At 37.4% G+C, this 21,810-nt stretch carries 19 protein-coding genes; all 19 read right to left on the reverse strand.

Features of this window, described 5'->3' with window-relative positions:
- Nucleotides 1-3 precede the first annotated feature (3 nt).
- The 19 genes from A9178_RS05880 to A9178_RS05970 all read right to left on the reverse strand — a co-directional run bounded on the left by A9178_RS05880 (nucleotide 4) and on the right by A9178_RS05970 (nucleotide 21,728).
- Nucleotides 4-408, reverse strand: coding sequence for a MaoC/PaaZ C-terminal domain-containing protein (locus A9178_RS05880; RefSeq protein ID WP_068673281.1), 405 nt, complete (start codon nucleotides 406-408; stop codon nucleotides 4-6).
- A complete protein-coding gene (locus tag A9178_RS05885; RefSeq protein WP_068673283.1) occupies nucleotides 405-854 on the reverse strand; it encodes a MaoC family dehydratase N-terminal domain-containing protein in 450 nt (149 codons plus the stop codon). Before A9178_RS05885 ends, A9178_RS05880 begins: the two co-directional genes overlap by 4 nt.
- Before the next feature lie 419 nt (nucleotides 855-1,273).
- Nucleotides 1,274-2,065 carry a 3-oxoacyl-ACP reductase FabG gene (gene fabG / locus A9178_RS05890; RefSeq protein ID WP_255376714.1) on the reverse strand — a complete coding sequence of 264 codons (792 nt, stop codon included), beginning with the start codon at nucleotides 2,063-2,065 and terminating at the stop codon, nucleotides 1,274-1,276.
- The gene (locus A9178_RS05895) at nucleotides 2,058-3,233 is read right to left on the reverse strand and encodes an acyl-CoA dehydrogenase family protein (RefSeq protein WP_068673287.1); all 1,176 of its coding nucleotides are present in this window, start codon (nucleotides 3,231-3,233) and stop codon (nucleotides 2,058-2,060) included. The genes fabG and A9178_RS05895 overlap by 8 nt, the downstream gene beginning before the upstream one ends.
- A gap of 201 nt (nucleotides 3,234-3,434) precedes the next feature.
- The gene (locus A9178_RS05900; protein ID WP_068673289.1) at nucleotides 3,435-4,670 is read right to left on the reverse strand and encodes an ABC transporter substrate-binding protein; all 1,236 of its coding nucleotides are present in this window, start codon (nucleotides 4,668-4,670) and stop codon (nucleotides 3,435-3,437) included.
- Nucleotides 4,671-4,765: 95 nt separating this feature from the next.
- On the reverse strand, nucleotides 4,766-6,004 hold the full coding sequence (locus A9178_RS05905; RefSeq protein ID WP_068673291.1) for an ABC transporter substrate-binding protein: 1,239 nt from the start codon (nucleotides 6,002-6,004) through the stop codon (nucleotides 4,766-4,768).
- A gap of 26 nt (nucleotides 6,005-6,030) precedes the next feature.
- Nucleotides 6,031-6,750 carry an ABC transporter ATP-binding protein gene (locus tag A9178_RS05910; RefSeq protein ID WP_068673293.1) on the reverse strand — a complete coding sequence of 240 codons (720 nt, stop codon included), beginning with the start codon at nucleotides 6,748-6,750 and terminating at the stop codon, nucleotides 6,031-6,033.
- Entirely contained in the window at nucleotides 6,722-7,507 is a 786-nt protein-coding gene (locus A9178_RS05915; RefSeq protein ID WP_068673295.1) for an ABC transporter ATP-binding protein, read from the reverse strand. Before A9178_RS05915 ends, A9178_RS05910 begins: the two co-directional genes overlap by 29 nt.
- On the reverse strand, nucleotides 7,507-8,508 hold the full coding sequence (locus A9178_RS05920) for a branched-chain amino acid ABC transporter permease (RefSeq protein ID WP_068673297.1): 1,002 nt from the start codon (nucleotides 8,506-8,508) through the stop codon (nucleotides 7,507-7,509). Before A9178_RS05920 ends, A9178_RS05915 begins: the two co-directional genes overlap by 1 nt.
- Nucleotides 8,508-9,371 (reverse strand): branched-chain amino acid ABC transporter permease, encoded by an 864-nt coding sequence (locus tag A9178_RS05925; protein WP_068673299.1) that lies wholly within the window; start codon nucleotides 9,369-9,371, stop codon nucleotides 8,508-8,510. Before A9178_RS05925 ends, A9178_RS05920 begins: the two co-directional genes overlap by 1 nt.
- A gap of 110 nt (nucleotides 9,372-9,481) precedes the next feature.
- A complete protein-coding gene (locus tag A9178_RS05930) occupies nucleotides 9,482-10,225 on the reverse strand; it encodes a glucose 1-dehydrogenase (protein ID WP_068673301.1) in 744 nt (247 codons plus the stop codon).
- A gap of 50 nt (nucleotides 10,226-10,275) precedes the next feature.
- Nucleotides 10,276-11,922, reverse strand: coding sequence for a long-chain-fatty-acid--CoA ligase (locus A9178_RS05935; protein WP_068673303.1), 1,647 nt, complete (start codon nucleotides 11,920-11,922; stop codon nucleotides 10,276-10,278).
- Nucleotides 11,923-11,982: 60 nt separating this feature from the next.
- Complete coding sequence (locus A9178_RS05940; RefSeq protein WP_068673306.1) at nucleotides 11,983-12,963, reverse strand: NADPH:quinone oxidoreductase family protein; 981 nt, start codon at nucleotides 12,961-12,963, stop codon at nucleotides 11,983-11,985.
- A 123-nt stretch (nucleotides 12,964-13,086) separates the two neighbouring features.
- Nucleotides 13,087-14,625 carry an acyl-CoA carboxylase subunit beta gene (locus tag A9178_RS05945; RefSeq protein ID WP_068673307.1) on the reverse strand — a complete coding sequence of 513 codons (1,539 nt, stop codon included), beginning with the start codon at nucleotides 14,623-14,625 and terminating at the stop codon, nucleotides 13,087-13,089.
- Nucleotides 14,626-14,695: 70 nt separating this feature from the next.
- The gene (locus tag A9178_RS05950; RefSeq protein WP_068673309.1) at nucleotides 14,696-16,348 is read right to left on the reverse strand and encodes an AMP-binding protein; all 1,653 of its coding nucleotides are present in this window, start codon (nucleotides 16,346-16,348) and stop codon (nucleotides 14,696-14,698) included.
- Nucleotides 16,349-16,485: 137 nt separating this feature from the next.
- Nucleotides 16,486-17,370 carry a 3-hydroxyacyl-CoA dehydrogenase family protein gene (locus A9178_RS05955; protein ID WP_068673311.1) on the reverse strand — a complete coding sequence of 295 codons (885 nt, stop codon included), beginning with the start codon at nucleotides 17,368-17,370 and terminating at the stop codon, nucleotides 16,486-16,488.
- Between the two features lie 27 nt (nucleotides 17,371-17,397).
- Nucleotides 17,398-18,999 (reverse strand): long-chain-fatty-acid--CoA ligase, encoded by a 1,602-nt coding sequence (locus tag A9178_RS05960; RefSeq protein WP_068673318.1) that lies wholly within the window; start codon nucleotides 18,997-18,999, stop codon nucleotides 17,398-17,400.
- 75 nt (nucleotides 19,000-19,074) lie between these two features.
- Nucleotides 19,075-20,721 carry a long-chain-fatty-acid--CoA ligase gene (locus tag A9178_RS05965; RefSeq protein WP_068673320.1) on the reverse strand — a complete coding sequence of 549 codons (1,647 nt, stop codon included), beginning with the start codon at nucleotides 20,719-20,721 and terminating at the stop codon, nucleotides 19,075-19,077.
- Between the two features lie 32 nt (nucleotides 20,722-20,753).
- Nucleotides 20,754-21,728, reverse strand: coding sequence for a quinone oxidoreductase family protein (locus A9178_RS05970; RefSeq protein WP_068673321.1), 975 nt, complete (start codon nucleotides 21,726-21,728; stop codon nucleotides 20,754-20,756).
- Nucleotides 21,729-21,810 lie beyond the last annotated feature (82 nt).

Here is a 21,810-nt window from a genome sequence, read left to right on the forward strand (position 1 = left end):
CTTCTATTGATAAATTTTAAATCTAACGTTACCTTTTATAGCTACTTTTCCGTTTGCTTTAACGGCCATCACATCGAAGTCTAAGTAATTTTCATGAACTTCATCTAAAACCGCCTTCAACGTAATAACATCATCTAAAAACACCATATCTGCAAAGCGAATCTTATAATCTTGAATAAACCCTTCCTCTAAATACGGTGTAAATAGCTTGGATAAATTGCCCATTGTCCACATTCCATGAGCAATAATTCCAGGCAATCCAGCTTTTGTAGCTTCTTTGTCAATCGTGTGGATAGGATTAAAATCGCCTGAGGCCCCCGCATATTTAATTAAATCAATTCGGGAGACAGGTTCTAGGCTAATTTCATTCAACACTTCGCCAATCTTCATATCTATTAAACGATTCATTTAGACAATTCCTTTCTAATTGTTTCCGTGATAATGATAGATTGATCTTCTGTAAAAATAGTATTTCCTTCAGCATCTTCTCCGTATCTTTTTAAAACAATGAAACCTAGCAAACCGAGACTTGCTTTCTTTTCATAATAATCTGCTACTTCAGTAAAACAATAAATAGTTTCCCCAACTAATAGAGGGCGTTCATAATGATATGTTTGCTCACCATGAATTAACCCAACATTTGGAAGATATAATTCGTTTATTTCACCGTAATCAAAGACACGTGGAAAGGTTGGTGGTGCAATATTTTTTTTATACCTTGACTGCCTTCCATATTCTTCATCGATAAATATTGGGTGTGAATCCCCTATAGATTCCGCGAATCTTTTTACCATGCCCCTTTCCACCATATTTTTAACTTTTTTGGATTTCTTCCCGATTACATTTTTATACAATAAAGTTCCCTCCATTATTCATGCTTGTTCAAAAAGGAGGATGAAAAGGACCGAGGTCGGCTAAATGCGCAACGCCCTATTGCAACGCCGACACTAGCACGTCGTGTGCGTCGCAGTTTGAGGCGGCGTAGCTTTGAGCACCAGAACGTATGCAGTCAATACGTGAGTAGCGGACTTGCACAGGATGTGGTGACTTCGATGTTGCCCACAGGACGTGGGCGGTTTTAGTAGAAGTCCCCCTATAGCCAACGAGCTTCCACAGGATGTGGTGACTTCGATGTTCGTCACAGGACAAGAAAAGCATCCGTGCTTAACATCGCACGCAGAAAAAGTGATTTTCTTTTTCAAGGACGTGACGGAACTTAGTCGAAGGTCCCCTGTACCGAAGTGTCATTTTCACCAGACTTTTTGAACATCCATTAATCTTTTGGACCACCAGCTACATATATTACTTGCCCATTGACAAAACCGGACTTTTCATCTGCATAGAACGCTACTGCATTCGCAATATCAGAAGGCTTCCCGCTTCGACCAACAGGAATTTGTTCTACACTTAATCGCACCATCTCCTCAAATGAAATACCGATTCTTTCTGCTGTTGCTTTCGTCATATCGGTTTCAATAAATCCTGGTGCAATAGCATTAGCAGTAATTCCATATTTACCCAATTCTATTGCTAAGGTCTTCGTAAATCCTTGTATACCCGCTTTTGCTGTTGCATAATTCGCTTGCCCACGATTACCTAATGCTGAAGTGGATGATATATTAATAATTCGCCCAAACTTATTTTTTACCATGTACTTTTGTGCTGCTTGAGTAGCATGGAATGCACCTTTTAAATGAACATTCATTACTTGATCCCAATCACTATCCGTCATTTTAAATAGTAAATTATCCCGAATAATACCAGCATTATTCACAAGAATATCGAGCGAACCATAACGATTAACTACTTCTTCCATCGACTCTTCCACTTCATTGGCATGAACGACATCAACTACTTTTGTATATATATCGTAACCCTGTTCATTGAATTCTTGTTTTGTTTCCTTTAAAGCCTTTTCATTAACATCTACAATTGCTACCTTTGCCCCTTCTTCGGCAAACATTTTTGCAATACCTTTTCCTATACCACGACTTCCACCTGTAATATAGGCTACTTTTTCAGTAAATTGTTTAGACATGATCTGTTCCCCCCATTTATTATAAATATTGCCCTAATTTCACATTTCCTTTTAATAGGTTTCTAGAGATGATTAAACGTTGAATTTCATCTGTTCCATCATAAATTCTCCATAATCTAGCTTCCCTGTACCAACGTTCAATTGGTAACTCTTTGGTATAACCCATTCCACCGTGAATTTGTAGGACGCGATCAATGACACGATTCCCCATGTTTGCTCCATACAATTTCGCCATCGATGCCAAGTGACGATTATCCTCACCATTATCCAAAGTAAAGGTTGCGTTTAAAACTAGCCACTTTGCAGCTTCAATCTCAACTGCAGAATCAGCTATTTGCCATTGAATAGCCTGTCTGTCCGCAATTGGTTTTCCAAACGTTTCCCGTTCCTTCGAGTAATCGATTGCCATTTGTAATAAACGCTCTGCTGCACCCACTGCTGTTGCACCAACAACCCATCTTGCAAAACCGATCCATTCTAAGCCAAGCTGGTACCCATTATCAACTTCTCCCAAGATGTTTTCTTCTGGTACTCTAACATTGTCAAATACTAATCCAGCTGGACCCCATTCACCCATCGTATGAATAAATTCAGATTTCCATCCCATATCACGATCTACAATAAAGCAAGTAACGCCTTCTCTTCCTGTTCGAGCATGTTTCTCTTTATCCGTAATTGCCATTACCATCACAAAATCGGCTTCATTCCCACCTGTAATAAATGTCTTCTCCCCATTAATAACCCATTCGTTCCCATCTTTAACAGCTGTTGTTCTAATATTCCTAGTATCCGATCCCGCCCCCGGTTCTGTCATCGCAAAGCATGACTTCTTATCTCCATTTATAGTAGGGATAAGATATTTTTTCTTTTGTTCTTCATTGCCATAGTAAAGGATATTATCTGCTGTTCCTCCAAACTGGAATGGAACAAAGGTCTTCGATACTTCCATGATCACAAGCGCCATCATCATTTGTCCTAAATCTGCTCCACCATATTCAGCAGGTGTATTAATCCCCCAAAATCCGGCCTCTTTCGCTTTTAATTGAAGCTCTTTTAACTTTTCATTTGACAGACTTGGTCTACCTTCTCGCTCATTTCTAAGTACCTCGTTCTCAAGTGGGATTAATTCCTTTTCTACAAATTTCCGAATCGTTTGTTGTACCATCTTTTGTTCATCTGTTAAACGTAAATGCATGTTATCTACTCCTTTTTTTTAAAATCACCAATTAAATACTGACTAGTAAGTATGTTTTTATTAAAAAAAGGGAAAATTTGTCACCCTCTACCATTATATTTCTCTAACTTCAAAATTTTCCCTTTATTTTTGCTACAGATTTTTTATTTTATATAGTATCTTAAACCACATCCGGCTTCTGTACATCTTAAGAACAGAAGTTTAATTTACAGGATACGTTCCAACTTCCCCATTTTCTACAATACCGGCATCATATTCCCATTGCAATGCACCATCTTCGGCAATACCTTTAAGAGGGAGAACCAATTCTTCCTCAGTTAGATTCTGAATCCCTTCATTAACTGCCTTCATAATCGCTTCTCTATCATCAACAGTACCAGCTGCTTTCATAGCTTCCACTAATACATATAATGTCTGATAATTTAATGCCGTTTCAGAAGTTGCGTAAGGCTCGTTATAAAGTTCTTTATATGTTTCAACAAAAGTAGTACTTGCGTCCGTATTTAGGTTTTCTATTGGAAGGGATCCAATTGAACCATTTAACATCTCATAACCTTCTAAGAACCCTGACATTTCCTCTAATTTAGCCTGATCCATAATCATAAAACCGCCTTCAAATCCCAATTCCTTCGCCTGTTTAATGACAAGTGCAGTTGGCTCAGAAGGCCCACCAATAAACAGAACATCAGGATCTTTAGCTAACGCATTCGTCATAATGGTAAAATAATCGGTTTCTTTTGCGAAATCTATCTCTGAATCGTAAACAATTTCTCCACCTTTTTCTTCCCAGACAGGAACAATGGATTCTGACCAATCCTTTCCATACTGGGAATTTGTAGGAAGTAACGCCATTTTAGTTCCAAAGTTCTCTATCATATAATTACTATACGGTTCGGACCAAATATTGTACTTAGGTGGAATACCAATCATCAATTTATTTCCTTGCTCATATTGTCTAGGTTCACTTGTATACGCCATAATAATAAAGTCATCCTGCTCGTTATATACCTGCGTTGCAAAAACTCCTCCACTATGAGGGATCCAAACTGCTACTGGATCATTCTCAGAAATCATGCGCTTCACGTTGACTCCTGTCTCGTTTGGCATGTATTTATCATCAAGGGCAACAATTTCTAGCTTATAAGTAGTTCCATTAACCTCAAAGCCGCTTTCATTTATTTCATTAGCAGCCATCTCTAATCCATTTAATACATTTAATCCATATTGGGCTCCAGGACCACTTAAGGGCCCGCTGTATCCTATCTCTACGATTTTTTCTCCCTCATTAACCTCTGGCGATTTAACCTCTACATCACTAACCTTAGCATCCGTAGATTCTTTATCAGTAGATTCATTATTCGAGACATCCACACACCCAACCAAAATCAAAGCAAGGAAAAATAACCCAAATAAGATAAACCTATTAATCTTGGACATTTGAGACCTCCCTATAGAGAAAATTTTTTATAAAACCTAGTATATGTTACACTCTATTACCATCACTATCTATTTCTATTACTCACTAACTATTATTATTCCATTGGAACAGATATTACCTCTCCATCTTCCACCGCACCAGCATTAAATTCCCATTGTAGACTTCCGACCTCATTTATTTCATTAAGTGGAATTACCATTTTCTCATCTGGGGCATTTTGGATTCCTTCGTTAACCGCTTCCATAATAGATTTTGAATCTTCAACAGTGCCAGCAGCTTTCATTGATTCAACTAAAACATATAAAGATTGATAGCTTAATTGTGAATCTACAGTTGCAAACTTTTCCTTATAAATGCTTTTATATTTTTCTGCAAAAATATTACTTGCTTCTGTATCCAACTCTTCAATTGGATAGACACCTATAGATCCCTCTAATAATTCGTATCCTTTTTCTAAAAATCCTGACATTTCTTCAATCTTTGCCTGGTCCATCACCATAAACCCACCTTCGAACCCTAAATCTTTCGCTTGTTTAATTACTAAGGCTGTCGGCTCAGAAGGCCCCCCAACAAATAGAACATCTGGATTTGTATTTAATGCGTTGGTCATGACTGTAAAGTAATCTGTTTCCTTTGCAAAATCGATTTCACCCTCATATACAATTTCTCCACCCATTTCTTCCCAAATCGGCTTAATTACATTAATCCAATCCTTACCATACTGGGAATTTGTTGGTAGTAGGGCGATTTTATTTCCGAAGTTTTCCATCATATACTTACTGAATGTTTTAGGCCAAATATTATATTGCGGCGAAATTCCAATCATTAATTCATTTCCTTGTTCATACATTCTTGGCTCACTTGTCTGCGCCATAATAATTAAATCCTCTTGTTCATTAAAGACTTGTGTCGCAAACACTCCACCACTATGAGGGATCCAAACTGCTATTGGCTGATCTTCGGAGATCATTCGCTGTACATTCACTCCGGTTTCATTTGGCATATACTTATCATCCAAGGCAACAATGTCAAGCTTATATGTCTTTCCGTCCACCTCAAAGCCTTCTTGATTTATTTCTTCTGCTGCCATTTCAAGACCGTTTAGTACGTTTATACCATACTGCGCACCTGGACCACTTAATGGACCACTATACCCAATTTTGATGACTTGCTCCCCTTCTTTAACTGCTGGTGCTTTAGTTTCTGTATTATCTGCCTCGGAATCCCCTTTACTTTCCGCCTGATCACCTGATGAGACATCAAGACAACCGGTCAAACTAAATACTAGAAATGCCAATACTAAAAGGAAAATACTTCTATTTTGAACCTTCATTTGAACCCTCCTTTTTAGAAGTAAATCTATGCACCAATATAGGCCTTACGTATTTCTTCATTATTGAATAATTCACTACTAGTACCTTTCACAACGATACGACCATTTTCAATGACATATCCTCGATCCGCAATTTTTAATGCGGCACTAGCATTTTGCTCAGCAAGCAGTATTGTAGTGCCTTCTTGATTAATTTGCTGAATGATTTCAAACATCTGTTTTACTATAAGAGGTGCAAGACCTAATGACGGTTCATCTAACAGCAGAAGTTTAGGCTTTGCCATTAAGGCCCTTCCAATCGCGAGCATTTGTTGTTGTCCACCACTCAAGGACCCAGCAGCATTGTCCTTCTTTTCGGCTAGAATAGGAAATAATTCATACACATGTTCCGTTGATTTTTTTATTTCGGCTTTATTTTTTCGGTGAACATATCCACCCATTTGTAAATTCTCATAAACAGACATTTCTGGAAATAAACTTCTCCCCTCTGGACATTGAATAATTCCTAGTTTCACAAGTTTATCAGGGGATATGCCACTCACCTTTTTATCAAGAAAACGGATATCTCCATTACTTGGTTTATTTAGTCCGCTGATGGCGCGAAAAATGGTGCTTTTTCCCGCACCATTTGCTCCGAGTAATACTACCAATTCTCCGTGTCCGACATCCATATTTATTTCCTTTAGAGCAGTAAACGGACCATATTTCACTTCTAGATTAGAGATTTGTAACTTCAGCTGACTCATCTTCGTCACTCCCTAAATATGCTTCAATCACAACTGGATTGTTCTTAATTTCATCTGGAGTTCCTTCTGCAATTCTTTTTCCTTGATTCAAAACCATAATTCGATCGGCTAAGGACATAATCATAGACATTTTATGTTCAATCAAACATACCGTAAGACCACTATCCGCCATTTTTTGTATCAATGCACTAATCCCTTCTGTTTCATCTGGATTAACACCAGCTGCAGGTTCATCTAGTAATACAAGCTCAGGGTCTGTTGCAAGCGCTAGAGCAAATGCAACTCTTTTTTTTTGTTCCTGACTTATATTTGCAATCGGTTCATTTGCTAATTCCGTCAATTCTACGAAATCTAATGCCTCATATGCCTTTTCTAAACTTTCCTTTTCCTCTCTTTTTTCTCTTTTCGTTCGAAATATCGCATCCCATAGGCCCGATTTAGTTCTTAGTCTATTACCAATAATGACATTATCTAGAACGGTTGCATCCTCAAATAGATTGGTAGTTTGAAAGGTCCTAGCTATCCCTAACTTAGCAATTTTATTAGGAGGCATTTTCGTAATATCATGATCGTTAAAAGTAATCTTTCCAGATGTAGGGGGGTGAAAACCGCTAATCAAATTAAAAAAAGTTGATTTCCCTGCACCATTAGGTCCTATAACTGCATGAATATCCCCCTTTTTCACCTCAAGATCAACTTGATTTACTGCCTGTAATCCACCAAAGGTTTTGGACAAATTTTCCACTTTTAATGCCATTAGCTTACCTCCTCTATACCGGAATAACCTTTATTAGGCCCAGACTTTTTCCTTTTCTGTCTTGTCTTTCTTTTAATTCCTTCTATTGCACCGACAATGCCATTTGGATAAAAAATGACGATAATAAGCAGAATTGGCCCAAATAAAAGCATTTTGTATTCCTGCATAAATTGAAGTGATTGAGTAAGAAATACGATTAAAAGTGTACCTATAATCGGACCCGATAGCGTTCCTAATCCACCTATGACAAGATAAATCAACATTTCAAATCCTAAAAATATACCCCCTATTTCTGGTCCAATAAATCGTACAAAAGATGCATATAAAGCACCTGCAATTGCTGCAAAAAAACAGGAAATAACAAAGGCTAGAAGTTGGTTCTTCTTCGTTGAAATACCGATAGTTTGAGCGAGTTCTTCACTGTTACGAATTGCGATAAACGTTCGCCCAAGTAAGGAATGCACAATTCTCTTCGTAATAAAAATAGTTAAAATGAGAAAGAAGAGAAGCAAATAATATTGTGATGTTAGACTTTCAAAAGTTATTGGCCCAATGGAAGCCGGTCCAGGAATTCCAATTAATCCCCTTACTCCTCCCGTTAATGAGTCCCACTTATCAATAATCAAATAAATGATATATCCTACACACATCGTGTAAATAGCAAAAAAGTGACCATTTGTTCTAAGAGAAATTAGACCAACTAAGAATCCAAGAATAATAGACAACACGCCAGCAGCTAAAAAGGCAAGCCAAAAATTCCATCCAGCTTTTACGGTTAATAATCCGAGTGTATAAGCACCAATTGCGAAAAAACCAATATGGGCTAATGATAAGTTTCCAGTATATCCCGTAAAAATATTTATTCCGTATACACTTATACTCCAAATACATACTAACGCTAGAACATGTAAGATATAATCATTCGGTACGATAAATGGCATGATAAGAGCTACAACCAACACGAATATTAAACCATTACGTTTGGATAATAACTTTGCCATTAATTTACCCTCCCTGGAAATAATCCTGTCGGTTTTACTGATAGAATTATTACTAATAGTACAAAGGCTATGATGTCTTTATAATCCCCTGAAATATATGTTGCACCAAAACTTTCAACAATTCCTAAAATATACCCTGCAATTATTGCTCCTGGAATACTTCCCATTCCGCCAATAATAATTATGACAAACGCCTTCATAATGACTAGATCTCCCATACCAGGAAATACTAGGTTAATGGGTGAAGCAAGTGTGGCAGCTGCTGCGGCCAATATACCAGATATAGCGAAAGTTAACATGGCTACCATATTGGCATTAATTCCGACTAAATATGCTCCCTCTCTGTTCTGTGCCATTGCAACAATTGCAGCCCCTATCATCGTTCTAGTTAAAAATAGATGCAGGATTAGCATGATAATTACTGTAGCCACAATAACAATTAATCGTTGCTGAGTCACAGTAATACCAAATAGACCTATTGCATTTCCATACGGACTAGACATTTGTTGATAGTTTGGTCCCCAAATAACTTGAGCAAAAGCTACCAAAAATAATAGTATTCCAATTGCACCCATCATTTGATGTAGTGCTTCGGCTTTTCTCAAAGGGTGAAAGATGATACGTTCCGATAACACAGCAAGAAAAGCAATAGCCAACATGGATATAAACATTGCAATCCAATATGGAATACCAAATAAGGTCATTACCGTTAGAGTGACATATGCCCCAATCATATAAAAGGCACCTTGTGCAAAATTGGGTACGTGCAAAATCCCAAATACCATCGTTAATCCCAGGGCCACTAAACTGTACACACTACCATTTGATAAACCATTTAATAACTGCTGAAAGAATAAATCCATTTTCCCCCTCCTTACTTTTTAATTATCCATTATTCAATTTTAGGAATTTAAATACCCCCATAGAAAACGCTTCCAATAGTTGATAAGCTGTATTAATTTAGTAATCTAGTTTAAAGATTTAATGTACCGCCATCAATAATAAGTGTTTCACCAGTTATAAATGATGCCTCATCAGATGCAAGGAATAATACAGCATTGGCTATTTCTTCTGGTTTGCCTATTCGTCTTAATGCATTTGCAGTCGATAATGTTGGCCATTTATCTGTTTTCTTCCAGTCCTCGACCATGTTTGTATCTGTGATCCCAGGGGCTATTGCATTCACACGAATATTTTTTCTTCCAAACTCTGTAGCAGCCGTTCTAGTTAATGCCATGACACCACTTTTTGACGCAGAATATGCGGATACAAGCTTTTGCCCCTTAATACCAGCAATGCTCGCTGTATTAACAATGGAACTTCCAGCCTCCATTTTCGGAATGACATACTTCATACCTAGAAAGACACCTGTAATATTGATATCCATTACTTTTGCCCATTCCTCTAAAGAAACATCTGGGAGTTTCTTTTCCTCACTATTCACCCCTGCGTTGTTGAAAAATATATCAATTTTCCCAAATGTGCTCATTGCTTTCTCTACCATGTTTTTTACATCCTCAGGATTTGTCATATCACAATGGACATATTCTGCCTCTCCCCCATTTTCATGGATAATTGCTGCTGTTTTTGCGGCAGCTTTTTCTCTAACATCGGCAACAATTACTTTTGCCCCCTCTTTAGAAAATCGAACAGCTGTGGTTCTTCCAATATCTCCCCCACCACCGGTAATAATTGCTACCTTATTCTCTAAACGCATGTTATCCATCCTTTCCTATACGGAATTAAAAACTGACTGATTAGTATTTTCTATTTCTTTAATTTACTTAGTTCTTGATCTCTAAGCTCCCGCTTTAAAAGCTTTCCAACACTTGACTTTGGAAGATTGTCACGAAATTCTATCAATCTTGGAACTTTGTAAGCAGCTAAATTTTTACGGCAGAATGCAATAACTTCTTCTTTTTGTATGGTCTGGTTTTCCTTTAATGTAATATAGGCCTTTACGGTTTCTCCTCTATATTCATCTGGAATTCCTATTACAATAGCTTCTTTCACTTGTGGTATTTGATAGATCACTTCCTCCACCTCACGTGGATAAACATTATATCCGCTGGCAATAATCATATCCTTTTTACGATCGACAATGTAAAAGTAACCATCTTCATCCATATAGCCTATGTCACCAGTGTGCATCCACCCATTCCTCAATGCTATTTCTGTTTCCTCTAGATTTTTCCAATACCCTTTCATCAGTTGGGGACCTCTAACTACAATCTCCCCTTTCATAGTAAGTGGAGCTTCTTCTAATCCATTATCTGTTTCTATCACTACCTTAGCCTCAGTTAAAGGTAATGGTATGCCCACACTACCTATTTTCATCTTGGAATGTGGATTACTTATGGCACCAGAAGTCATTTCCGATAATCCATATCCATCAGAAAGATATGACTGCTTTCCCATTAATTTTTTAAATCTTGTATATGTTTCTAGCGGCATGGGTGAACTGCCACAAAAAAATACTTTTATATGCTCCAATCCATAACTTTCAACATTTGGAAAATGAAGCATAGAGGTAAACATAGTTGGTACACCAAAAAAGAATATTGGTTTTTCTTTCTTAATAAAATTTAATACAGTCTCCGTTTCAAAACGTGGTAGGATGATTTGTTTATATCCAAATAAATAACCTGACATTGTAACACTTGCCAGACCAAAGATATGAAATAACGGTAAAAAACTTATCACCACACGGTTTGTTGTCTCATCATCTTTAAATTCCTTTAATAAAAACTCATTAACTAGCTCCACTTGATTAACAAAGTTTTGATGGGTCAACATAACTCCTTTTGATCTTCCAGTTGTTCCACCTGTATATTGGAGTACGGCAATATCTACATTCGGATTTATTTTTATATTTGGAGCTTGAGAATGATATGTGTTTATTAAATCATCCAAAAACATATCATTCTCATCAAGCTTTATATTTCTTTTTTCAGTAAATTGAACAACGATTATTTTTTTTAGAGAGGTCTTAGGTTGGATTTTTTTCACTCGTTCATAAACCGAGTCATGGCAAATCATAAATTCAGCTTCCGTATCATTCAATTGATACTCAAGTTCCCTTTCTACATACATTGGATTTGTTTGGACAACAATGCCTCCCAATCGAACAACTCCAAAAACGGAAAAAACATATTGGGCACAATTTGGTAACATGATAGATAGTCGGTCACTCTTTTCCAATCCCAGTTGGAAAAGGCTTCCCGCTAACTTCTCGGACATATCTTGAACCTCTTTATAGCTCCAGGTTTCATTTTCAAATTGAAGAGATATTTCATCGCCATATTTTTTAACCGCGCTACTTAATAATTCGGATATCGTTCTTTCCTTAATCTCCAAATTTGGATTAACATCGTCCGGATAGAAATCCAACCATCTTTTTCCTCTTAATTTCATAATCCCATCTCCCTTTATAAATATTTTCCAAGGGAACAGTTTACGTACACAATTTTCAACTTAAGGAATGGCAATTAATTTCCCATAAGTCTTACGGTCTGCGAGTACTTCTAAAGCATCTGGGACACTCTTAAAAGGAAATTCTTTATAAATTAATGGGCGGATTTCCCCATTAGTATAAAGATTAATGAGTTTATCATGAATTTTTATAACCTCTTCCGGATATTTTCTAGCAAACAATCCCCAGTGAACACCTACAATGGAGTAATTTTTAACTAAAGCATGGTTAACAGGAGCATCAGGGATTCGCCCACCTGCAAAACCAATAACTAAGATACGCCCATCAAAAGCAATACATTTACGCGAACGGTCAAACACATCCCCTCCAACTGGGTCATAAATAACATCGGCTCCCAAGCCATTCGTTTCTTTCTTAACAATAGAAACAAAATCTTCAGAAGTATAATCGATGGCAACGTCGGCTCCCAAATCCTTACAGACTTTTACCTTCTCATCGCCTCCAGCAGTCGCAATAACTCTTGCGCCTATAGCCTTTCCTAATTGAATCGCAGCGGAACCAACTCCTCCTGCACCTGCATGAACTAGAAGCACTTCCCCCTTTTGAAGTTTGCTTCGATAGAATAGTGCATAATATGTTGTTTGGTAAGTGATAAACATTCCAGCAGCCTCACTTGCCGACATCGAATCCGGAATGACATAAACAGAATCCTCCGGTACACTAACAAATTCAGATAATCCCCCATTTGGAAGTGGAGGTGTTGCAATTACGCGCTGCCCGACTTTTAGTGTGGAATTATCCCCTACTTCACGAATAATTCCGGATATTTCTGCACCTGGTGTAAATGGAAGGGGCGGCTTTTCCTGGTATTTTCCCTGGCAAAGTAAAATATCAAAAAAGTTTAATGATGACGCTTCCACTTCTATTAGTACCTCTCCTAGTTTAGTCTCTGGTTTATCCGTTTCTAATAGCTCCAATACTTCCCTTGGTTCACCTAATTCAGTCACTTTCCAGCTACGCATTTTTGTTCCTCCTAACGTATTTGTTCACGCAAAACTTTAGATACTAAACGTACAGTATGTTTCCGTGTTTATTATATAACTAACTTTATGAATATTCAATCTATTTATAAAAAGATATTTTATTTAAAAACCTGTTGGCCAATTAGCTAAATTTCTCTCGCTAATGGACCCATTTTTAGCACAAGCATATTCTAACGTTTGGTTAATAAACTTTCTTGTATCTCTTGGTTCAATAACATCATCAATTAAATACTTACCAGCAGCTTTATAAGGTGAACTGTCAAACCCCCAAGTTTTCAATAACTCTAAACGCTCTTCCTTTTTATTCTCCGCATGTTGTAATTGACGGCCATATACCACATTAATTCCAACCTCTGGTCCCGTAAAATTTATTTCGGCTGTGGGCCAGGCCACAACAAAATCAGCTCCCATTGTTGGTCCACACATATTACCGTATGCTGCACCAATGCTTTTTCGAATAACGACAGAAATCTTTGGTACAGTAGATTGGGCTAGCGCTTGATTCCACATCATAATTTTTGTCGGCATTTTAAGCTTTTCTGCATCACTAGATACACGAAAACCAGGTATATCATGCAAAAAAATCAGCGGGATATTATATGAGTCACACAGACAAATAAAATCTGTCGCTTTTTCACATTCATTCGGTCCAGCCGCTCCAGCAAATTGCATGGGCTGATTTGCTATAATTCCAGCCACTCTACCATTCATTCTCGCTAAGACAGTAATTAATGATTTTCCAAATGTAGGCTTCATTTCAAAGTAATCTCCATTATCTACAATCAATTTAATTACCTTTTTCATATCATAGGCTCGTTTTCGATTGGTTGTAACAATATCTACTACTTTTTCTAGGCTTCGATAAGGATTATCATTTGTCTCCTTGTACTTTGGCTCTTCACCTGCATGCTGTGGCATATAGTCAAGGAATTTTTTTACCTTTTCAATAGAGTCTTCTTCATTTTCCGAAAACTGATCCACTTGTCCCGTATACTTCGCATGAATATCCCATCCACCAAGTTCTTCATTTGTTACCTTTTCTCCTGTGGCCACCTCTAACATTCTTGGTCCTGCAACAGCCATTGCTGTACCCTTAACCTGTGTTACAAAATCGGAGGATACCGCTAACCATGTTGGACCACCAAAACTATCTCCCAAAATGGATGTTATCATAGGAACTTCGCGCCCGTGTTGTAACATTACTTGCGGAAATAGCACCTGACTTATACCGTCAGATCCCATTCCATCCGGCATACGGAGTCCTCCACCTTCCATTAAGTTTATTAAAGGAAAACCTCGCTTTAGAGCATATTCATGTAGTTTCTTAGTCTTTCGAAAATAAACAATTCCTTCTGTTCCAGCAAAAACAGTTTTATCCGCAGCTTGCACAACAACTGGACGCCCATTAACTTTCGCCAGACCAGTTACAATTCCATCACCAGCACTTTTATGCTCCATCCCCTCTTGATCAGAATGTGCTATTAATCCTAACTCCAAAAACGAGCCTGGATCCACTAATTTATCAATTCTTTCTCTGGCTGTAAAAAATCCAAGCTCATGCTGTTTTTTTATTTTCTCTTTTCCACCCCCTAACTTCGCAACTTCTTTTTTATCTAATAATTCCCTAATTTCCTTATCCATGGCCTATCTCCTTTTAGAGTTTCTAGTATAAGAGTACTCTACGTTGGGATAATTCCTACTTATCTTATTACTACTCTTTCAAAAGCCTTCGCAATACTTTACCCGAGCTTGTAGCAGGGAGATGATCAATAAATTCTATGAATCGTGGATATTTATACGCAGCCATTTTTTCTTTTGCCCAATCTACCATTTGAGCCTCGCTAATTTTCCCTTTATAGTTTGGCTTAAGTACGACAAAAGCTTTGACACTTTCACCTCGTTTAGGATCTGGAACACCTATACAGGCAATTTGAGAAATAGCTTCATGATCACTCATTAAAGCTTCAACATCTTCTGGAAATATACTGAAGCCGGAAGACTTAATCATTTCTTTTACACGGCCCTGAAAATATAAATAACCGTCTTCATCAATCATTCCAATGTCACCAGTGTATACCCATCCATCACGTAATGTTTCTGCGGTTGCTTCAGGTCTATTTAGATAACCTTTAAATACACCTGGATTTTTCACCGCGATTTCCCCTTGTTTCCCTGGTGGGAGACCTTCTCCCGTTTCAGTATCAATGATTCGAAATTCTGTATCATATGTAGCGATACCACATGAACCGAATTTGATTTTATCCATAGGCATAAACGTATCACATGTATGGGTTTCACTTAATCCATACGATGCCTCAAGCAAGACACAACCATTTGTTAGTTTCTTCCAAGCGTTTGCTAACTTTTCATCTACCTTCATCCCAAAACTAGTTGCAAAATTTAATTCTAAGGACGAGAGCTCCCTAGTTTCGATACCAGGGTAATCTAAAATAGCGGCATTCATTGTAGCAACAGAATAAAATTTAGTAATCTTATATTTCTCGATTGCTTGAATGGTAGCTTCCGTATCAAAACGGCTAAAAAGAACACAGAATAACGCTTCGTATACGGGAATATTAACCCCCATTACCATTCCTGCAATATGGCATAGTGGGGCATTCGCTAGAGTTCTATCCTTATTCCCCAATCCATAGCTATGAACGGTTGCAGCAGTTTTAAATAAAGCATTTCCGTAAGTTAACATGGCGGCTTTCGGACGACCTGTCGTTCCAGAGGTAAATACCAATAATCCAACATCATCCCATATGTCAATTTCTTCGGCTTTCGATAATGGATCTGTGGATTGAATCATGTTTGTCATGTCATACGTGTTATTTATAAATTTTCTTTCAGTCTTTAATTCTTCAGGTATAGGAAGTGTTAATTGCTCTGGAAGTAAATCTGTATAATTTGTAGTTACGATAAATTGAAGAGATGGAGTTTCACTTTTAATTGATTCAATATGATGATAAAGTTCTTGTGCGGAGATAATTGCTTTAATTTCAGCTTCAGATATAAAATAAATTAATTCAGATGATTTATACATTGGATTCAATGGAACAACGATAGCACCAAGCATTTGAATTGCATAGTGTCCAATTAAATATTGAGGACAGTTTTGCATATAAAGCGCTACCCGGTCTCCTTTACCGATACCTTTACTTTGTAAAAAGCTTGCGAACTTTCTAGTATCATCACTTAACTGCTTCCAAGTGATCGTATTTCCATAGTATAAATATCCAGGTTGATTAGGAAAATCTATAGCATTTTGTATTAAATATTCATGGAGGGGTTTTTCACCTAAACGATAATTTAACGTTTCCGAAAGTTCTTTTGGCCAACTTTTTATTAATACTTCCTTCACTTTTTCTCCTCCTTATCTTTATTTAATAGTCAAATAATCTATAGATACTAATCAACTATCATTAAGACATCCCCCTCATTAATGAAATCGACTTCTTGTACTTTACCGGTTACTTAGATTTATTGGGAATTAATTCGTCATTTCACTACCGCTCTTTCGGAGTACTCATACCATCCTTTACCTGTTTTTCTTCCAAGATGTCCTTGCTTTACTTTTTCTTCAATCGATTTAGCAGGCTTATCTTTCGGGTCCCCTGTTTCCTCATAGAGCTGTAAATTCGCATAATAGCCTACATCAATTCCAGAAAGGTCTGCCAATTCAAACGGGCCAAGAGGATGACTTAATGCCTTTTTAGCAATCAAGTCAATATCTTCAAAGTCAGCATAGCCATTTTCATATAAGTACATCGCTTCATTAGATAACGCAAATAACAAACGATTTGCTATAAATCCATAAATCTCTTTTTCTAGTAATACCCCCGTTCTGCCAATACTCTCACAAAAATCCATTGCTAACTGGGCGGTTTCATTGGATGACTGATCACTTTTAACTACTTCAACGCAATCCATCACTAAAGGAGGAAAGAAGAAATGCATATTAATCACTTTGTCAGGCCTGCTTGTTACATCTGCAATTTTTGAATTGACAATCGTAGAGCTGTTCGTGGCTAATACCGCATGCCTAGGTGCTAATTTGTCTAACTTGGAAAAAACCTCCCTTTTTACATCTAATTTCTCCACTACTGCTTCTATTACAATATCTGCTTCGGCAACCGCTGTTTCCAATTCCGTTGTTAAATGAAGCTTTGAGAAAGCTGTCTTTTTTTCATTCTCTGTTAACTTGTTCTTTTTAATCCAATCATTCATTCTCTTCTCCAATGTTGATTTTGCTTCATTCAAAGCGTTGTTATTAATATCTTGTAAGTAAGTATCATAACCTCCTAGAGCACAAAGCATTGCGATTTGATGCCCCATGGATCCAGCTCCTAAAACGGCAACATTTTTTACTTGATCAATATTCATCCATGCTTCCTCCTTTGACATAATGATTTACTGTGATGATTCTTCTCTAATTTTTCTTCTTAAAATTTTTCCAACGCCCGTTTTTGGAAGTTCCTTTCTAAATTCAATAATGCGAGGTACTTTATATGCGGATAAATTTGCCCGACAATAGGAAGTCAATTCATCTTCCGTACACGTACTTCCTCCTTTTAAGACAACGACTGCTTTCACAGTCTCCCCTCTATAAGGATCGGGTACACCGACAACCACTGCTTCTTGAATGGATGGATGTTCATATAATACTTCCTCCACATCACGCGGATAAACATTATATCCACTAGCAATAATTAAATCTTTTTTGCGGTCTACAATATAAAGGTAACCATCCTCATCCATATAAGCTATATCGCCTGTATAAAGCCAACCATCTCGTAATGTATGAGCTGTTTCTTCAGGCATATTCCAGTAACCTTTCATCACTTGAGGACCTTTAATAATAATCTCTCCTGCCTCTCCAGCAGGTAGTTCGTCATCCCCTGTAGCTAGATCAACAATTTTGTAATCTGTGCTTGGAACACCAATGCCAACACTCCCTGCTTTCCTAGTAGCAAATAATGGATTACAGTGTGTTGTTGGAGAACTCTCAGAAAGACCATAGCCTTCTACTATTTTTGCTCCTGTTTTTTCCTCAAAGGAACGTATAATCTCAACAGGCATGGGAGCACTACCACTATTACAAATTTCCATACTATTTAAACCATATTCATTCACCTTAGGATGATTAATCAAAGCAATATACATAGTAGGTACACCTGGAAATGATGTAGGCTGAATATTTTTTATCGTCTCAAGTACTTCTTCCAATTCAAATCTAGGTAATAGAATATTCATGGCCCCTGTATATATCGTTAGATTCATACATGAGCTCATTCCATACACATGGAACAATGGAATAACGCTTAAAAACCGTTCCTTCCCCATATCAATGGCATCTTTGAAAAACTCATAGGATTGCATAATATTCGCTAAAAGATTTCGGTGCGTCAACATGACCCCTTTTGACCGTCCCGTTGTACCACCTGTGTATTGCAAAACTGCTACATCATCGCTAGGATTTAATTTCATTTCTACAGGTGGCTTGTTGGCGTTCTTCAAGAAAGACTGAAATCCTATGGCTATATCATCTGTTGTATCGCGTCCCTCAATGTTCACTTTAATAACGTTTTTAACGGAAGTATTATCCATTACTTGATTTAGCACCGGTAGTAATGGTTCATAAATGACTATGGTCTCTGCTCCCGAGTCATTTAAAATATGCTCCAATTCTTTGCCAACAAGCATTGGATTTAACTGTGTTACAATTCCACCAGCTTGTAATATACCGTAATAACTAATGACATACTGTGGACAGTTCGGTAGCATAATAGCTGCTCTGTCACCTTTTTTAATACCTTTTTCTTGTAAAGATGAAGTAAACGCATTCACAAGATTATTCAGTTCCTTATAGGTCGTCTCCTTCCCATAAAAATGGATTGCTATGTTGTCTCCAAATTTTGAAACAGATTTTTTTAACATATCAGGTAAAGACATATCGGGAATTGTTATTTCCTTAGCGATATGTTTTGGATAGTGTTCTAACCATTTTTTCATTACGAATCCTCCTCAAGATTAGTTTTGAGACCTCGTAACATCATATTCATTACCTTTTAATCGATATAACCTCTTTTATTCATTCTCTTGAAGTACCCTCCATAAGATTTTCCCACTACTAGTTGTTGGGAAACTATCCCTGAACTCTATCATTCTTGGATACTTATAAGCAGCCATTTGTCCTTTTGACCATTCCATAATGTCCTGTTCTTTGACTTTACCCTTATATTTATCATTTAAAATGATAAACGCCTTAACCGTTTCTCCACGTTTTTTATCGGGTGCACGTACTACACACGCCTGCTGTACTGCCGGATGTTTGTATAAAATAGACTCTACTTCTGTTGGCCATACTTTAAAACCCGAGGCATTAATCATTCGTTTTAAACGATCAACAATGAAGAAATATCCATCTTCATCCATACGAACAATATCCCCTGTTCTAAAGAATCGCTTGCCATCTATTTCAATATGTGCTTTGTCATTTTCTTCATCACGTTGATAGTATCCTTTAAAAACTTGTGGACCATTTACTATAAGTTCTCCCTCTTGATTAACCCCAAGTTCTTTACCAGTAGCAGTATCTATAATTCTTGCATCTACATCGAATGAAGGTATTCCTAGGCACTGCAATTTCGGTCGATCAGGTGGATTAAAATGGGTATGAGATATCGTCTCCGTCAAACCGTACCCTTCTATAAAGCGTAGTCCTGTTCTTTCATATAAATCCTTTCCAACTGCCTCTGGGAGTGGTGCTCCACCTCCACCTACTGCTTCTAGAGTGGAAATATTGTAAGCTCCCAAATTCGGATTGGATAAAAAGTCAATTAACATCGTACTAATGTTGATCCAATGAGTACATTTAAATTTTTCAATTGATTTTGCGGCGTACTCACGGTCCCATCTTGTCATGATAACAAGTGTGCTTCCTGCATAAATCGGGGATAGTGTACTGTGTATTAATCCTGTTACATGGAAAAGTGGCAACGTTGTTAATGTAATTGTATCTGCGGTTAAATTCATCCAATGATAGGCCCCTACCGTATTTGCCTGAACAGTGCTATTCGTATGAACGCATCCTTTTGGTAGTCCAGTTGTCCCTGAAGTGTAAGGAATTATGGCAATGTCATTACTCTTTCCTTTATATGTAGAAGCCTGAAGTTGTTTCTCTAACGCTTCCTTCCAAGGGATACCTTCCATTTCACCTTTATCTGACTTAGAAATCCCTTGAGGTAATCCATGATCTTCTTTACTGTAGTCAGAATAATTAGCTACTATAATTTTACTTAATAGATTTTCCTTCCTTAAAGGCAGAACTTTTTCGTATAACTCCTGACCCACAATTGCATGAGTAATCCCACAGTCCTTCACATAAAATTCCAGGTCCGTTGTCACGCTCATTGGATTAATAGGAACAACAACCGCTCGTAACCGTAAAATAGCAAAGAAACTAATAATAAATTGGGGTGAGTTCTGCATGAACAGTAGAATATTCTCTTTTTCTTTAATCCCCAATTCGTTTTCCATATATCCTGCTAACCTCTCTACTTCGTTAAGAAACTCTTTGTAGGAATAAGATGCTCCGTAATAATGAAAGGCTATTTTATCCGGATACTTTCTAGTAGACATTTTCAGATTTTCATATAATGTTGTTTGGGGAACAGTTAGGTTCTTAGGTAACCTCACTGGCCAATGTTCATAATGATTTGTATTTCTTATCATTTACCTTTTATCCTCCTTTTTGAACACATAACCTATGGTATTAATATAACCTTTCCTTTCGTTTTTCTAGACTGTAGAATTTGATGAACATGGGTAACTTCTTCTAACGGATAAGTCCCACCAATCGTTGTTTTTATTTTCCCTTGCTCAACGAAACTAATTAATTCCTTCAAACTAGAAAGGTACAAATCTGGATCCTTCATAATCTGTGGAAGAAAAAAACCAATAATAGATTGATTTCTTTTCATTAGTTTAGATGGGTAAAACTTAGGCATATTGCCACTTGCCACTCCATAAATAACGAGCCTTCCAAATGGCGCTAGACAATTTACTGTCTTATGAAAAACATCTCCACCTGCCATTTCTAGCGCGACGTCAACACCTTTTCCTCCAGTAATTTCTCTTACCTTATTTTCCCAACCCTCTTCTGTATAGTTAACTAAATCATCCGCTCCCATTTCCTTCGCTAATTGCAATTTCTCAGTCGTACTAGCAGTAGCAATTATTTTCCCTGCACCGAACAATTTAGCTATTTGAACAGCTAACACTCCGACGCCACCTGCTGCCGCATGAATAAGGACGGTCTCCCCCTTTTTAAGCCTCCCCATTGTCTTCAAGATATGGTAAGCGCTTAAACCTTGTACCGGTAATGCTACTGCTTGTTCAAAAGATACTCCACCTGGAATAGGGATAAGCTGATTCGCCTTCACTACTGCACAATCTGCATACCCACCGGATTCAATCAAAGCCATTACCCTATCACCTTTTTTTACCCCTTTTACCTTTTCTCCCATGGCAACAACTTCCCCAGCAATTTCCAAGCCAGGAATAAACGGCAGTGGAGTTGGTACTACATATGCTCCTTCCCGTCTAGCGGTGTCAGCATAATTTACTCCAATTGCCTTTATATCTATTAACACTTCCACTTCCCCAACGGTGGGCAAATCTAAATCTATTAATTTCAAGACTTCAGGACCACCGTATTCCTTAAATTGGACTGCTTTCATATCTAATTCTCTCCTCGCTTACTCATTGTTTCATTTCTATATTAACTATCTGGAATGAACTTTAACCCTAAACTATCTAGTC

Source organism: Oceanobacillus sp. Castelsardo, assembly GCF_001659985.1.
Taxonomy (GTDB): Bacteria; Bacillota; Bacilli; order Bacillales; family Amphibacillaceae; genus Oceanobacillus.

Bases quoted from the DNA above. Each gene is read 5' to 3' on its own strand.
- A9178_RS05880 (WP_068673281.1), bottom strand. From the start codon at position 408: ATGAATCGTTTAATAGATATGAAGATTGGCGAAGTGTTGAATGAAATT.
- A9178_RS05895 (WP_068673287.1), bottom strand. From the start codon at position 3,233: ATGCATTTACGTTTAACAGATGAACAAAAGATGGTACAACAAACGATT.
- A9178_RS05900 (WP_068673289.1), bottom strand. From the start codon at position 4,670: ATGTCCAAGATTAATAGGTTTATCTTATTTGGGTTATTTTTCCTTGCT.
- A9178_RS05905 (WP_068673291.1), bottom strand. From the start codon at position 6,004: ATGAAGGTTCAAAATAGAAGTATTTTCCTTTTAGTATTGGCATTTCTA.
- A9178_RS05910 (WP_068673293.1), bottom strand. From the start codon at position 6,750: ATGAGTCAGCTGAAGTTACAAATCTCTAATCTAGAAGTGAAATATGGT.
- A9178_RS05915 (WP_068673295.1), bottom strand. From the start codon at position 7,507: ATGGCATTAAAAGTGGAAAATTTGTCCAAAACCTTTGGTGGATTACAG.
- A9178_RS05920 (WP_068673297.1), bottom strand. From the start codon at position 8,508: ATGGCAAAGTTATTATCCAAACGTAATGGTTTAATATTCGTGTTGGTT.
- A9178_RS05925 (WP_068673299.1), bottom strand. From the start codon at position 9,371: ATGGATTTATTCTTTCAGCAGTTATTAAATGGTTTATCAAATGGTAGT.
- A9178_RS05930 (WP_068673301.1), bottom strand. From the start codon at position 10,225: ATGCGTTTAGAGAATAAGGTAGCAATTATTACCGGTGGTGGGGGAGAT.
- A9178_RS05935 (WP_068673303.1), bottom strand. From the start codon at position 11,922: ATGAAATTAAGAGGAAAAAGATGGTTGGATTTCTATCCGGACGATGTT.
- A9178_RS05940 (WP_068673306.1), bottom strand. From the start codon at position 12,963: ATGCGTAGCTGGAAAGTGACTGAATTAGGTGAACCAAGGGAAGTATTG.
- A9178_RS05945 (WP_068673307.1), bottom strand. From the start codon at position 14,625: ATGGATAAGGAAATTAGGGAATTATTAGATAAAAAAGAAGTTGCGAAG.
- A9178_RS05955 (WP_068673311.1), bottom strand. From the start codon at position 17,370: ATGAATATTGATCAAGTAAAAAATGTTGCCGTTTTAGGAGCTGGATCC.
- A9178_RS05960 (WP_068673318.1), bottom strand. From the start codon at position 18,999: ATGAAAAAATGGTTAGAACACTATCCAAAACATATCGCTAAGGAAATA.
- A9178_RS05965 (WP_068673320.1), bottom strand. From the start codon at position 20,721: ATGATAAGAAATACAAATCATTATGAACATTGGCCAGTGAGGTTACCT.
- A9178_RS05970 (WP_068673321.1), bottom strand. From the start codon at position 21,728: ATGAAAGCAGTCCAATTTAAGGAATACGGTGGTCCTGAAGTCTTGAAA.